Here is a 15,523-nt window from a genome sequence, read left to right as displayed (position 1 = left end):
GCCGATGGCGCCGCTTGAGATCGAAGTCGAATCGTTGCTCGCGCACCTGGACGATTACGCCGAAGACTTCCGCGAGGTGCGCGGTCAGGCGCATGCCAAGCGCGCCATCGAAGTCGCCACCGCCGGGGCGCACAACATCATCCTGATTGGCCCGCCCGGTTCGGGCAAGACCATGCTGGCGAAGCGCCTGCCGACGATCCTGCCGCCCTTGCAGTTTGAAGAAGCGATTGAATGCACGCGAATCCATTCAGTCGCCGGGCTGACCGAGCGGCGCGGGCTGGTGACGCGGCGGCCCTTCCGCGCCCCGCATCATACGATCTCGGACGCCGGCTTGATTGGCGGCGGCACGATGCCGCGCCCCGGCGAAGTGTCGCTGGCGCACAACGGCGTGCTGTTTCTCGACGAGCTGCCGGAGTTTGACCGCAGCGTCCTTGAAGTGCTGCGCCAGCCGCTCGAAGACGGGCGCGTGACGATCAGCCGCGCCGCGATGTCGCTCACCTTCCCGTCGCGGTTTATGCTGGCGGCGGCGATGAACCCGTGTGCTTGCGGCTTCTTCAATGATCCGACCCGCGAATGCAAATGTACGCCGTTGCAGATACAGCGTTATGTGTCGAAGATCAGCGGCCCGCTGCTCGACCGCATAGACATTCACATCGATGTGCCGGCGGTGAAGTTCAAAGAGCTGGCGAGCGACACGCCTTCGGAAAGCTCTGCCGAGATTCGCGAGCGGGTGGTGCGGGCAAGACAGATTCAGCAGGAACGCTTCGCCGGCGAAAGGCTCTTCTCGAACGCGCAGATGCCGCCGCGCTTGATTCGCAAGTATTGCGTCATGGATTCGACGTCAAAGGGATTGCTCGAACGCGCCATCACGCAGCTGGGGCTGTCGGCGCGGGCTTATGATCGCATCCTCAAAGTGAGCCGCACGCTGGCCGACCTCGAAGGCCGAGAGCAGATCGAGTCGGGCCATGTCAGCGAAGCCATTCAGTACCGCACGCTGGATCGCAGCTACTGGACTTGAGCCGGTCGAGCGCGGCTGCCTAAAGGCTCTTAGAAGGGGGCCGATTCTTAAAGGCTCAACTCATTTTCCGGCTTCGTTCAGCACTCCATCAATTGTGAGCATCGCGTAATCGGCGCTGGTCGAGCCATCCGGGTCAGACACCTTGGCGTCCACGGCCTGCACATTCTCTTGCGGCCCGGGCCAGAGCGATTCAATCCGGCCCAGGCCGCCTTGTGCCAGAAGGTCTTGAACCAGCGCGAATGCCGAACCGGGACGGCTCAGGCGGATCCAGTCGGCAGGCGGACGAGCCAAGTTTCCAACCGGGGCAGGGACGCGAAGCTTCGCCGCCATCAAGGCCTGGCGATAATCCCGGACTTTCTTAGAATACCCGTTCTCGATCATGCGGTCGAATGACGACACCGCAGCGCTCCCATCGAACGTCATGCCGCGGCGGCGAAAGTGGGTTGCTCCCACCAGCGCCCACACGTCGTCGACGATCACCGAGGTGGTGCGGATGAACACGGGACGGCCCGGAAATCCAATCGGATGAAAGACCGCAACGCGGTCCCGCGCGACTGCCAGTAGCTTGCCTACGGCTTCCGCCCTCGCCTCATAGTGCTGGTGCGCCCAGCTCTTGAACTGCGGCATGAAATCGCTCAGCTTCGGCGTGCAGATGATCACCTTCAGATTGGCGAATGCCTGAAGCCGCGAGGCGAGGGTTTGAACGAGATCGATTTCGTAGTCCTTCGGATTCGCAGCATCGGCGGGCCGTGCCGTCCGGGCGAATTGCGGCGATTCGATGTAGACCAGCTCGCGCGCTTCGGAGATGGCCCGCAGCAGCGACCATTGCGCGTCCCGCAGGCCGTGCTTCGAGATGAAAAACTCCCGCCGGACCTCTTTGCGCAAACGGGCGTCGTTATTTATGGGGAAGTTGACTGTGACGTTGAATCCGAGCCCCTTTAAGATATTGTCGAGCCACTTATCCTGATTCAGATCATCGTCGGACGGTATGTTCTTTTCTGATAGTTGTGATGTCTCGCAGGCGCGCGCGATGGTGCGAAGCACGGCCCCGGTGCTGGTGTTGTTGACGTTGGCGGCGTCACTCGGCGGGTTGAAGTTGTTCCCGGCGGAGAACAACACCCAGCCGGGAAAGTTCAGCGTCGTGCCCGGCCAGGGGATCATCGGCTCCGCCCGGCGCAGCGCGACGTAGGCGGCGTCGTATGCTAACGCGCCGGTGACGCGCACGCCCGGCGCATGGATGTCTGGCCCGGCCGGGTTGCCAGGGTTTCCGAGGTCGTGCTGCGCGGAACGCGATTCCGGCGACCAGCGCGCCCCGGTTATCACCCCGTCCCATAACAGCGTGCCGTTGGCACCGCCCGGCGTACCGGAGACGGCGATGGTTTCAAAGCGGGCCTGAGTCGGGTAGCGCGGCGCCTGACGCGGCATCGTTTCAGCCACAAAACTCAAGAGGAGGGCGGTGAAAGTGCCGGGCGTCGGCGTCGGCGGATTTGGCGGCACAGGCACGCCAAACAGCGGCGAAGGTGCGATACCTTGAAGCGGTGGAAAAAGGGCCAGCACCGGCGGCGCCCCTACAAACGGCGTGGCGGGAGGGGCGACGGCCGGGCCGTTGACATTTACAGGGACGTTGACCGCCCCGAACAACTGCCGCCCTCCGCCGCGCGGCGCGATGACGATGTCTACCGTCAGTTGCGACGGAGTGGCCTGACCGACTTGCAGCCCGAACGGGTTCACTAGCAGGACACTGACGGCGGCGCCCGCGCAGATGTTGGCGCCGCCGTCGCCGCGGACGAACGAGGGCTCGGGCCCAATCGCTTCGATAGGGATGAACATCTGCGGGTAGATTCGCACGTACGAATCGAAAGGCGCGACGCCGGTCAGCGTAACGACTATGTCCCGCGGGTCCTGGGTCGAAAGGGCCGCCGTGACCGCCCCCGCCGGCAGCGGGGATGGGACCATCGCAGGGGCACCCGCCGGGCCTCCCCCGGCGGCCGGCGGAAACAGAGGCCAGTGAGCCGTGGCCCCTGCCGTGCCGGGCGTGATCAGCGTGTTATCCCACTCCATCGAGACGGCCAGCATGACGTCTTTGGGCGGCGCCGGTTGCAGCACACGCGTGATCTCGGAGAGCGTGTCCGGCCCGTCGACGAGGTAGTCTATGATGACCTGATCGCGGACGGCGGGGAGAAAGCTTGCCGCGTCAGTGCCGAACTCTTGCGACAGGCGCCCGTCATCCTTCTGTACCCCGAGCACAGTGCCGTCGGTCCTGTTGCCCAGCACCGCCCGGTTAATATCCACCGCGCAGATGCGAAAGAACTGGCGGGGCAGGTTGACGTTCCCCGGTAGCGCGGGGGGGATAAGGTCGTTGGCCGTCATCACGCCGTTGGTCGCCCACCCCCAGCGCAGAGGCCCATTCGGATTGGCCGCCTTGATCGTGGCGACTTGCCCCTGCGGGACCTGTACCAGGCCGGTCGCCGGGACCCCTGTGGCGGGTTGATTGCCAATCGCTGTGGCCATCGCGTTCGCGGGCTGAAACGGGCCGCCGTGCGGGTTGATAAAATGGTATAGAGTCCCATTTCCCAGCCCCAGGACGCTATTGATTCCGCCGACATCGCCGACGCCGCCCGTCACGCCTGCGGGTTGTAAGGCCGGGAAGGCTGCCAACAGGTCCGCAAAGAGAGCGGCGACGTAAACCGGATCTATGATGAGTCCGCGCTCATCGTGGAAGGAGATGTCCTGGGACGAGAAGTCAAAGTTCCCGAGGCTGGGCAAGGGCGCGTCCGCTTCGAAGATCTGATCGGTCAGGTAGAACCCGGCGTTGTGGATCACCATTGCATGCGGCACGGGACGAATCAAGGCCGTGGTGTTGTTCTCGTAACGCACCGCCATCAACCTCGCCAGGCGCAGTGCCGCCTGCGGATGGAAACGGAAAATGGCGCAGGTCATCTGGAGCGGCTGGCCATTGGCATCGCTGAATTTGACCGAAGTGTTGTTGCGCCCCAACACCAATGAGACCAGATCGCCGGCGTCGAAATCCTGCGCGGCGCTGCCGTTGTACCCGCGCGTCACCGTGAACGTGTCGTTATTGCGGGCGGTCAACAGCACGAACTCCCGCTTCGACCCGTCGGAGTTGGAAATGGCAAGAACGACGCCGCCGCCGCCGGCCGGCGCAGGGAAGACCTGGCCCATGTTTGAGAGCACGTTGAAAGCGGTATCGCCCTTCGCGAGCGCGTTCTGGAGGAAGGAGTTGGCCGGGGCGAATGCGCCTTGCAGTATCCCACGGAATGGCGCTCGCAGTTGGCCGGGCTGCGCCGGACTCTTCAATGTCAGGGGTGCCTGGCCATTGGCCGTGATGTTGGCCGTCGCCCAGTGCGGGCTCAACGCGACCGTCGTGAGGCCAAGCGCGTCGAGCCCATCGTTCTGCAACTGCTGCTGCGCCGCGGCCGGGGTGAAGTTGTAAATGGGGAAGACTGGCGTCATATGTCAGCTCACCTTCAGCGTCTGTTCGGCGACGCGGCCGTCGAAGGAAGTCAACCACACCTGGAAGGTCCCCACCGGCACCCGGCAGAAGACTTGATATTCGTAGTTCGGCCCGTTCCCCGGCATGCGCCGCCAGGTCAACGGAGCATTTCCTGGGGGCGGCCATTGTGCGGTCACGGGAATGGCGGCCAGCGCGCCCTTCAGCTCGGCGTTGAAATTATGCTGGTGCGGCGCGGAGGTCCTCACACGCACCATGTAGGGCGGCATGACATTGAGCGGGGCACTGCTACCGAAGGCAAAGTTGATGCCTGGCGGCATCGGACTCGCCCTGTACGCCAGCCTGTGCAGTTCCGGCGCCGGCAGCAGCGAGCCCGAAGGGATCTGCACCACCTGCTCGCTGACGCGCCCGAGCGGATCCGTCAGGCGAATCGCTACACCGACCGCGTCGTTGGCCGATGCGCGATGAATGTAGGCGGCATATTGGCGGCCGGGGCCGACCGGCGTGACGAGCCAAACGCCTGAGCCTTTCAAGGGCTTCGTGCCTGGGAGGGCGTCAAGCTCGCTTCGTAGATCGATCAGCGGCGCACTACCCCATGGCGCGCCCGCAACCTTGGCGCGCGCGGTGAGGATGTGCGGGCCGAGGACGGTCTTGTGCAATGGGGCGCTGCTGGTCCACTCAAGCAGCGCGTCGGCGATGTCGCCGTTGTTGGGCCAGGAGACTTTTACCGCTGAAAGATCAGGCGGCGTCGCCGGCGGAACCACGATTGATACGGCCGAGCTCGCCGGCGAACGTCCCGCCAGATACCCGCGCAACTGGTCCCTCTCCGACCAGGCGGTCGCGCGATACCACACGCGTTTCCAGGAACCGGGCGGCGTGTCGTGCCCCGAGATCGTGGCGATGTCGGAGGAGCCCGGATTAGTCGAGACGCTCCAGTTCGGACCGCCGCTTGTGATGACCGCCACCGGCGGGCCCATAGTTTCAAGCTCCTTGGCGGCGTCATCCACCCTCACGCGGAACAGCTCGACTCGCTTCACGCGAGGCCCCGTGCGCGACCCGATCCGCAATTGAGCCCGATACACAGGCGGACTGACGTTCTCATCAAGGAGGGCGCGGGCCTCGATGGTCGGCGGCGATGGCTTCTGGATGCGCGGCGCCGCGAACGCTTGCAGATGGTCGTCGGCGTTGTTGCCCGAGGGCCAATCCGATTCGACCTGCCCCGCGTTCATGCCGAGCACCACGTAGAGGTGGATACTGGTTGTGCCCTTGGGGAGGGTGACATCGGCGCTTGTGGCCTTTAGCGGTTCGGAATTCCTTTTCGTAAAGACGGACCGGCACGACGCCGGGTTCGCCTTGAAGAGGTTCTTGATTTCTGTGAGGCGCAGGCTGAGCGATTGATCTTGCGGCGGGTCGCCCTGATTGAATAGCCGCAGAATCTTACTCTCGGTCGTTTCGTAAATGAAGTAGCCGGCGGCATTCGTGCTGGGATTGCCCGGGTTCCAGGTCAGGCGGGCATGGCATTCGCCCGCCGAATCCGGGAGGCTCGCCAGTTGTACGATATCCGGTTCGACCTTAGGCGGGCGCGGGTCTGATGTGGAGATGACCGTCGGATTCTCCACTTTCTGGCCAAGGTCCTGGTCCCAACGATTGGACCAGTCTCCGTCGCGTTGCGGCGGGATGCGTTCCTGCCCTTGCGCCCACAACGCCAGGCCGATATGTGCGGTGTTGGCGAAGTTCAGAGAAAAATCACTCACCGTGACGCGATACCGGCGCGCCCGGTTTCCCTGAGTCGCCTGCCCGAAGCTGGTGAAGCTCTGCTGGCCATCGGCGGAGAGTGGCGTGAAGGTGACATTGGCTAACGGATCCGGCGTATCGTTGGTGAAATGGATGACGAGCATCGAGCCGTTGCCGTTGAGATCGCGTTGCAGCACGTTAGGACGGACCAGGCTCGGCGGCGGGTCGCCGTGGTTGGCCGCGGGGTAGAGCCTGCCGACGAAACGGATCCGTCCGGGCCCGCGAACGCGCCAGTCCCAGAGGAACTCGATCTCAAGCGTGGTCGGGCAGACCGCGCTGTTTGCATTGGCCGGCAGCGAGGGGCGCAGGTGGGCCGAAACGATTCGTACGTCGTCGACAGCCGGCTCATCGACGGTGAGATCAGTCGCGCCCCACGGACTCCACTGGCCGTAGATGTCCTGCTGGCATATCCCATAGCGGTTCGTGCGTTTCGTCGCGGCCGAAGGGATCGGCAGCTCGCGTTCGACCGCGCCGAGTTGCCACCAGTCGCCAGGCAGCGGGTCTGATTGTACGCCGTTGATGACCAGGTGGCGCAGGCCGCCGCTCGTGCGCGGCTGCATCAGCGCCTTGATGGGCTCGACCGGCGACAGGCCGGCGCGCACGAATGCGTAGGTGCGGGGGCGAAAGATCTCATTGTCGACGAAGCGGTCCCAGTTCGTCATCACTGAACATCGCCAGTCCTGGTCGACCGCGTGCGGCCGCTGATAGCCCATCAGCGCCGCCGATAGGTTCGCCGGCGTGGGGCAGGCAACCGCCTGCGTCGGCGCCGGCACGAGAGCCGCCATTTCGAAAGGCGACGCGGACGAGCCATTGAGACCCTTCTCCCAGCGAGCCGTGATCATGTAGTCGTACATTAGCGCTTCGGAGCCTGCGCCAGTGATCCCGGTCGTTCTGGCGTCGTATGCGGTCCCGAAACCGAGAGCCAGCGAATACCACGGGTCCGTGCCTGCCGCGAGCAGCATCAGGGCCAGCGGCGCGACGCTCATCTGGTTGTTCTGGTGCGGCATCTGCTGCTTGTTTGAGTTCTCCAGCACCGCCTGCTCGGAGACCTTCTTCGTGATCTGCTGGTCGGGCGCCGACAACATCACCGGCTTGAGCCGCGTGAGCACATCCTTTCGCACCTCGTCGATCAGCAGGGCGTAATTGGGCGCGACCCAGGCCGGGACCGTTTCACCTGTCGGCAGTTTGGGCTGCCAGCCGACCTGCGGCCCGCCCCGGGCCAGCCGCTGCATGGCAGCGCTCCCGGGATCGGTCAACGCTCCAACCATGCCTTGATCGCTCGCATGTTTCCCCACGCCGACCCACTCCGCTTTCACGACAGGCAGGCCAACGATCTCCAGCTTCGCCCAGCCCGCCGCCTGCACCAACCAGTCAGCCGGAATCCCCTTCACCTTCGTTACATTCATGCCGTCTTGCAGGATGAGCCCGTCAATCTCCGGCGCCTCGATGGTGAGCGTAGAATTTCCGGCAGGCACGTTGATGAACTGCGTCATGCTGCCGAAGGTCGCCGATCCGGCGTAGGCAGTCATCAAGCCCGCTACATTCGCCTGAATATCTACGACCACCCGCATCATCAGGCCGTCGGTCCAGTCCACGCGCTTCGATCCGAACAGGTAGGCTTCAGGCGTCACCGTGAAATTCAGGTCCTTGATCACAGGCCCTGGATTGTTCTTCGACCTGCGCCAGACGATGAAAGGCTCGGTCGGCATTCCCAGCTCCGGATGGATCATCCAGCGAAGGTGGAGCAGTCGCGGTGTGTTGCCCGCGTAGGAGAAGCCCAGACGTTTGGCCTGGAGCGGCCAATCCACCACCGCCCCCTCGGCCTTGAACTGCGCGGTTTCCACGATATAGGGCATATCAGTCCTCCGTCTCCTCCCAGGGAGCGCGCGTCAGCTTGAAGTCCGCGATGGTGACGAAGGTGTCGGCGGCGCCCGGCCCGTCAAGGTACGGCTCCGGCTGCGGGATGCGCCTGAGGGCGAACTTCGCGTGCTTACCTCTCGAACCCGGCTTAAGGATGATCAGCGCGCGCTGGTTGCCCGGGCCGGGAATGATACTGCCGTCCAGCACGTCATCGCCCCCGGCCTGCTGGCGGACCTCAAGCCACGGCACCGAAGCCATGACGTAGCGTTTCTGTCCGTCGGGAGTCGGGTCGGTCGGTCGCGGCAGCATGCGGCTACGCCATAATGGCTCGGACGCATCGATGATCAACGCCGTAGGCTGCGGGTCGCCGCCGGCGGTCTCCCAGAAGACCACCAGCCGCGGCTGGTCGGGGACCTCTAGCGGTTCGACGTGGTGATCGATGAACGCCTGATCCAGCTCGCTGCCTGCGGGCGTCTTGGCGGCGAACCTGCTCTTGATGTCGGCCATCGCGCCTGCCTCAATCGCGCGATGCACCACGCGCGCCGTGAAGAACGATGTGGCGAACGCCTCCAGGGTTCGGAACGCGCCGGTGCTGAAGCGCCGCCTCCAGACCACCGGGCCGGTCGCGTCGTCCGGGGCATTCTTGGCGACCATCTCGATATCGAGCACGTAATCGGTGAACGTATCGAGCGGCGTGTCTATGTCCACCTTCGAGTGGCGGATGCGTTCCCCGAACACCGGCACGCAGGAGCCGTCGAGCAGATTCTCCAGCGCCTCCTCGAAAGGATCGACGACGCTCTTGGAGACGGGGTCGACGGAAGTCGCGTCGAGCTTGAGCGGCCATTTCGGGACCTTAGCGGTGCCCGGCGGCGGCCGGTATGAAGAAGCCCGCAAGCGCACTTGCAGGCGCTTGTCGTAGGTCTCGTAGAGCCGGACCACATTGTTCGTAGCGAAGACGAGCTTCAGGTCATCGTCGGCGAAGTAATGGCGCTCCCCCTCGGTCGGGAGGGCCGCCAGCATCCAGGGGTCGAGCCGCTCGGGCGGCTGGTCGTCGGTCTTGAACCAGAAAGTCTGGGAGATGTTGGCCACAGATTTCATGTCGGTGGGCATCTGCCCCTTGGGGTGGCGTTCGCGCTGGGCGTCCCAGGTCGCGGTCACGCTGTAAACGGTGCCCTTCTGAAGGAGCGCATAGTCGGCGCTCTCCGAACTGAGCACCGCGCCGGCGATCTCCTGCTTGTGCTTTTGTTCTTTGTTGTCGTAGTCGAAGCGCCACGCCTCCTCCAGGCGCACGGCCTCGATGGCCGCAACGTAGAAGGGCCGGTGGCGCAAGTCCTTGAGCATCTGTGCGGCGCCGCTCTTGAGTCCTATCTGAACGCGGTCGCCCCCTCTCGCCCCGCCCACGGTGACGATCACGCCTTGATATCCCCACGGCTGGAGGTACTTCTGATGCTCGAACAGAAGAAACATCTCGTCATACCACGGGCCGGTCGGGTCGGTCCATTTCGCCGGCACCGCGACAGCGGGCAACGCATCCGAGGCCGTCACCACTCGCTCACTCAGAATCTTCTCCTTGGCATCCAAGATGTCGATGACCAGTTGACCGCTGACCAGGAGCTGTCGGGGGACGAAGAGGAAGAACGTCGCCTGTTTGAGCTCGCCCGTGCCGACGACGACCGCGTCTATCAGGGGGCCATAGGTGTACTTCCGCTTCGCGAGTTGCTGCTTGATGTACTTGTCGCGATAGGTTACCGGGTTGAAGCCGGCGCGCCAATAGTCATCCGACAGCGGCGCGGCGAGAACGCGGCTGTGGCAGTGCCGAGGCTCGGTCGTTAGGTTCGCCCCCGGGTCTGGTCTCGTCGCACCGCCTTCGGCCGGGTGCCCATCTCTGGCCTGCGGCGCCAGACCGTAGAACGCCGAGCGCAAGACGGGGGTGCCGCGCTCGATGCCGCGAATCATCGCCGCCAGGTCTTGCGGCTGGAGCGCAACGGGTTCGGTGCGCTTCACGCCGCGGGCGACGCCGATGACATCGACCGCGCGGCCCATGCCGATCACCGGCCGCGTCGTGGGGAGCTGTCGGCGCGGCGGGCAGGCGACAGGCGCGCCTTCCACTATGGCCGGGACCACCGCGCGAAGGTGATCCAGCTTGGCGTTCCCGCTGCGCCACCGCTCCGTGACTTTTACTTCAAGATTCGTGGGGGCGGACCGGACTGTGTTCGGAGGATCGGGCCATGCGGTTCCGTCCAGCCACCACCCGTGAGGCGAGGGCCCGAGCAGCTCTCCGAGGAAAGTCCACAACACGGGCGTCGGCGGAGCCGCCGGCCAGCAGATCGTCCCCCAACTCTCCTTCACCCAATCTTCGAGGTGCTTGCTGTATTCGATGGCCTTCGGGGTGGCTTCCGGTATCCAGCTCAAGAGGGCGAGCTGCGCTTCGTAGGCTTTGTCTCCGGACTTCGCCTTCCACCAGGTGGCCGGGGTCGCGCCCGCGGTCGTCGTCCCTGACAACTCGACGGACTTCAGCGTGTACTTGAAATACGAGTCGCCGCGAGCGACCCACCCGTCGGGCGGGGCGTCGTTCGACCCTTTCAAGTCCTTACCCTTGAACTTTACCCCATCCCAAAGCGGCGGGGCGCACAGCGCCAGCAAAGGGATCGTGTCGATAGGGACCACGGGCAGGTTGGCTTGCGTTGGTTGACCGTCCTCGTAGGCCCCGTCTATCGGGCGATCTGTTCCAGTCCCTTGGACCAGGGCAGGAGACCGCGAGATCAGCTTCAGCGCGCGGACCAGTTCGGGCGGATCTGGCACGGGCAGGGCGTCGGCCCCCACTACGAAGTCTACGCACCCCGAGAGGGTGAAGAATAAGAATTCGACCTCGCCGCAAAGCTCGCCTTCGATGCGCGAGACCTTTTGCAGCTTGTTCTGGGCGTCTTTGAACTCGCCCATATCGACCTTGAGATTGGCCCACGCCGAGATGTCGATGATCCACAGCACCAGCGAGCCGCGGACGTACAGGATGCCCGCGAAGCGGAACGGGTCGAACCCCACGACCGCGTCGAAACCGGCCGCAAGCTCCGCGTACAGCCCCGCGGGCTTCGACCCCCATATGAACGCAACGTGTAACCCGACGGCGATTGAGAACCCCGTGACCGCAGGCAGTTCCCCGATATTCTTCAGCCCATTGCCCGAGATCATCAGGTAGCCACTGCCCTCAAACACGCTCAGCACGTCCGCCTCTATCTGCTTCGAGTACTGCCCGAGGTAGAGGTGCCAGTCCTTCGGGTCATGGAAATTGAAGAACGCCTCGATTGGTATCTGAATCGTCAGCAGGTACTCGATGGAGAATTCGGCGGAGATGCCGATGGTGAGCGTCCCGCGTCCCATGTCCAGATCAAGCACAGCGAGCAACAATCCTTCGGCCTCGCTTTTCAACTTCGGCGCGGGGATCAGAAAGTTCGCCTTCAACATCAGCAAGAGGCGCGGGCCGGGCAGCTCGAGCAGCACCATGCCCTTGAGGTTGAAGATGACGCTCGACCCCATTGTCCCGAGCAGCGCGCCCACGCCGAAGGCCCAGTGGCCGACTTCCGGCTTCCACTTGGTTATGTCGGTAGGGTCGCCGTGGGCGTTCTTCAACCAGGCCAGGGCGCGCGCTTGCTGGTCGGCCGGCAGCCCGCTCTCGTCGCGCGACCAGTGCATTGCGAATAGGCCGATGAAGCCATAGATGCCCAGCCCCGATGTCCCGAGCGGGATGGCCACGGGGAACGAGACGTCCAGCTTTACAATGACCGCCGTCACGTCTTCGATCTTCTTGATGCCTAGCCCGGCCGCGATGCGTACGTTTACCGGGACGATGGTAAGGTCGAGCTGGCCTACGAACTCGCCTTCACCGACCTTTACGTAGCCGCGCCCCGTAATCGCGTTCGCGATGTCGACCGACGCCCCGAAGTCGCTGAGCTCGACGGAGGGCGTCCCGCCATTGGGCTTCGTCTCGTCGTGGAGTATCACGCGGATGCCGGCCTGCTCTATCGTGACGACGCCGAGGTCAATGGCGAAACCCAGATCCACGTCGAAGATCAGCGGGTTGTTCTTGGCGATGCGCGCGCCGAGAATCTTCAGGATGTCGCCGAGCGGCTCCTTCACCTGGATCGCGCCCGGACGCGCAACGTCTATCGTGTAGCCCTTCGACGAATCGAACATCGGGCGGAACTGGAACGGGTTCGCGCCGGCCGGGTCGCCCAGCATGAGGCCTATCGCTTTGTAGCGGACGACGAGCGGGGCGTCGCGTGGGATCGTGATGATGCCGAGGAAATCGGCCGAGATCGCCGTCTCGATGTCGAGCAGCACCGTAGCTTGCCAGTCGCCGGCTTTATCGGCGACAACCTTGAGCTCCCCGCCATACCAGACCACGCGCTCCGTGCGCAGAAGGTTGAAGCCGGCGATCACGCCGACCGCAGTGAATGCGCCTAGGCTGACCCCCATCTGCGCCAGCGCGCCATTGTTGGCGACGGCACTGTTCGCCGCCGAGATGGCGGGCATGAAGACGCAGGAGATGCCGAGGAAATCGAGGCCGAAGTTGGCCGGCGCCTTCAGGTCCGGCTGTACTCCCGGCGGCGTGCCCCAAAGCACCAGGCCGTCACGGTCGGCGGGGTCCGCGCCGAAGTAACCGATGACGGTCACCGTGTCGGTGGCCTCGTCGATCTGCACGACGATGCGAATGTCTATCAGGCCGTCGGCGTCGTTAGTGCCAAGCTGCTGGCTGCCAGGGAGGTTGGTAGGCCCCCCTTGCTGCAATTGCTTTTCGGCAGCCGTCTGATAGTCGAACTTCCCAAAGACTTCGCACGCGACGAACTGGTCGCGAACGATGCGGACCTTGCCTCCCAGCGTGTGGAACCAGCTCGGGGGAGGAGGCGGGTCCTGTGCCGGATCGGGGACGACTTGCGGCGGGCCCTGTTGCAGTTGCTGATTCGGCCGGCGCGAAACGACGCCGTTGACCTCGGTGTCATCCGAGGTCACGCCCGGGAAGCTCGCAAGCGCTTTCCAAAACTCCCTGCGCGTAGCCAGTGTGGTGCCCTGGCTCTTCCATTTGCCCATGTCGTCGGCCGGCGGGGGAGTGAACTGATACTTGCGCCCCTTCAGCTCCGCCGGCGGCCCGCCGCTATTGCTGTCGGTAAGCTTGTCGATCATCGCCCGCAGGCCGTCGGCGCGGCGCTGCGCAAGCGCCGTGTTATAGCCGCGCGACTGAGCCGAATCATCGCCCTCATAGCTCACGTATCCCTGAATCTTGATCGTGGAGCTGTCGGGCACTTTAATCAGAATGCCGCGAAGCGCGTCCAGCGAATCGCTGCCGCTGGACCATACCGAATTCACACCTTCGTCCGGCGCAGAGCCGGTCCGTGAGTTACCGGGAATCGTTGCGAAAGACGGGTCTGCGTTCGGCTTGGGATGGTCGAACCGGTAAAACGCGGTGAAGTCCTTGACCAGTTGACCGGGGACGACGGCCTTCACTTTTACGCTCGCGCCCGGGCCGACATCTACCGTCACGGTCGCGCTCGGCCCCGCGGGCGAGCCGTTGCCGACGGTCCACGTCGCCGGCTCGCCGTTGTCTAGAGCGATAGTTGCCTGCGTGGATGTTTCGCCGATGAGGACCAACCGCGGTGCGCTCACCGGCGCGGTGCCTTGCTTGACTGACGTAGTCCTTAGGTCGACCGGGAAGCTCTGGCCGGGCGGCTGCGAGCCCGGCGGAGGTGCGGCCGGGGCCGCAAGGCGCGACGCGTGGATCGTCAGCGTCTTGTGCTTATGGGTGGCCTGTTGATTCTGCAAGCCGGTCGAATCGGAGACATCTATAATGATGTCCTTCTTGACGTCGGCCGGGCCCAGCTCGACTGTGTGATCGCGGCCTACGCCCGGCGCCGCGTTGCTGGCAGTGACCTTGTATGGGGCCAGCCCGCCTTCTACGTCGATGATCATCCGAGTATGGTCGGGCAAGGCGACCGTTGCTTCGTCCGCCGGTGCGGTCACTATCGTTCGCGTGATCCCGTAACTCCGCCCGGTCTGATCGTAAAAGCGCGCCCCGATCTTCAAGTCGCCGGCACCCTGGTTGATGACTTGCAGCTCGAAATCCCCTGTGACTCCCGCCGACTGGCCGAAGCCGATCAGGAGATTGCGCGCGCCGCCATCAATTGCCAGGTCGCGCGCTCCGTTGGGCGCGATGAAGAGTCGTATCTCGGGAAGGTAGAGCCCCTGCCAGCTCTCGTCATAGCCGAACTGCTTGAGCACGTCGGGCGGCGTCGCGCCGTTGGAAAGATCGAGCACGCCTGACCTGAACCCAAAGGCGACCACGTCCGACGACCCGATGAAGGCGTACGGCGGGTCCATCGTCACCAGTTCCGCAACCCCGAAGCTTCCCGGGTCGTCCAGGCCCGTAGCCCCCAGCGAAAGAATCGAGACCGTCATCTGAGCGGGTACGGCCGAGCCCTGGGCCAGCCGCATCTTTATCTTGGGCAGGGTGAACTTCACTTCCTGGTTTTCCGGATCGGCCACCATCTGGCCGTCCGCTCCACGCTTGGCACCCCGCAGGAATGGCGGCCTGAGCACGATGCTTGTCAGGATGAAGTCGAGGGTGAATTCTGTGTTCGGGTAATCATCCGAGGGCGGCACCGTGTCGTAAGCGTTGATGACTGCCGCCGCCGGGAAGTTCGGGTTGGCGGCGAGAATCTGCCCCATCGCCTGGGTGATCTTCGCGGACTGGACGCGGGGCACAGTTAGTTGAAATTCGATGCCGGCGTCGCGAATATCGATCCATGGAGTGCGCTGGCCGGGATCGTTTTTCGGGTGATTGTCCGCGTTGGCGGCGACGACGGTGAAGGACATCGTCCGAAGGTTGATCGCCGGTCGCACGCTCCCTTCGAACCTCACCGTGCCGCGAATGACGACCCCGCGGTCGTCAATGACGGTTTCGTGATCCGTAACGAGCAAAACCGAAAGGGCCGGGTGCCAGGGACCGAAATCGTCGCCTCGCAACACGTAGGGTAAGATGAGGTCGAAGAGAGAAAGATCCGGCATGTGCGTCCTCCAATTTGTGGACTTGCACTACAACCGCCCTTTAGCTCGTTTGATAGCCTCTGGTTAACCCCTGGAACTGCGTGTCAGGGTCAGGGCCAAATGCTGCTTTGATAGTGGATTCTATTGGTTCTCTCCGTTACATAGGAGGGCCACAGACTAATACATCGTTCTGTGTTTGTCAATACGGATCATATTCTAAGTTCGCCCGACCCCAACCTTCAAACCTACCAGGCCTATTGCCTTTCGAGCGCATCGGTCTCGCGCAGTTTGTTCCCACTCCGTGGGATGAATCCGCACAGCCCAGACGGCGCGGGCTTGAACTG

General features: G+C 63.9%; 4 protein-coding genes. 1 reads left to right on the top strand and 3 read right to left on the bottom strand.

Features of this window, described 5'->3' with window-relative positions:
* On the top strand, nt 1-1,018 hold a 1,018-nt coding region (locus VJ464_06505), incomplete at its 5' end, for a YifB family Mg chelatase-like AAA ATPase (protein HKQ04765.1).
* Between the two features lie 60 nt (nt 1,019-1,078).
* Here VJ464_06505 and VJ464_06500 read toward each other — a convergent pair.
* From VJ464_06500 to VJ464_06490, 3 genes are read right to left on the bottom strand one after another with little or no spacing between them, the layout of a single operon-like run.
* Nucleotides 1,079-4,492, bottom strand: a complete 3,414-nt coding sequence (locus VJ464_06500; protein HKQ04764.1) for a hypothetical protein — start codon at nt 4,490-4,492, stop codon at nt 1,079-1,081.
* A 3-nt stretch (nt 4,493-4,495) separates the two neighbouring features.
* Nucleotides 4,496-8,140, bottom strand: a complete 3,645-nt coding sequence (locus tag VJ464_06495) for a hypothetical protein (protein ID HKQ04763.1) — start codon at nt 8,138-8,140, stop codon at nt 4,496-4,498.
* 1 nt (nt 8,141) lies between these two features.
* Nucleotides 8,142-15,200, bottom strand: coding sequence for a hypothetical protein (locus VJ464_06490; protein HKQ04762.1), 7,059 nt, complete (start codon nt 15,198-15,200; stop codon nt 8,142-8,144).
* Nucleotides 15,201-15,523: the final 323 nt, after the last annotated feature.

The organism is Blastocatellia bacterium (genome assembly GCA_035275065.1).
GTDB lineage: Bacteria > Acidobacteriota > Blastocatellia > UBA7656 > UBA7656 > DATENM01.
Note: the sequence above shows the minus strand (reverse complement) of the source record. Positions and strands in the feature narration are given on the sequence as shown.

What these genes read in the sequence shown, in the direction of transcription:
- VJ464_06500 (HKQ04764.1), bottom strand. Translation starts at nt 4,492, where the DNA reads ATGACGCCAGTCTTCCCCATTTACAACTTCACCCCGGCCGCGGCGCAG.
- VJ464_06495 (HKQ04763.1), bottom strand. Translation starts at nt 8,140, where the DNA reads ATGCCCTATATCGTGGAAACCGCGCAGTTCAAGGCCGAGGGGGCGGTG.
- VJ464_06490 (HKQ04762.1), bottom strand. Translation starts at nt 15,200, where the DNA reads ATGCCGGATCTTTCTCTCTTCGACCTCATCTTACCCTACGTGTTGCGA.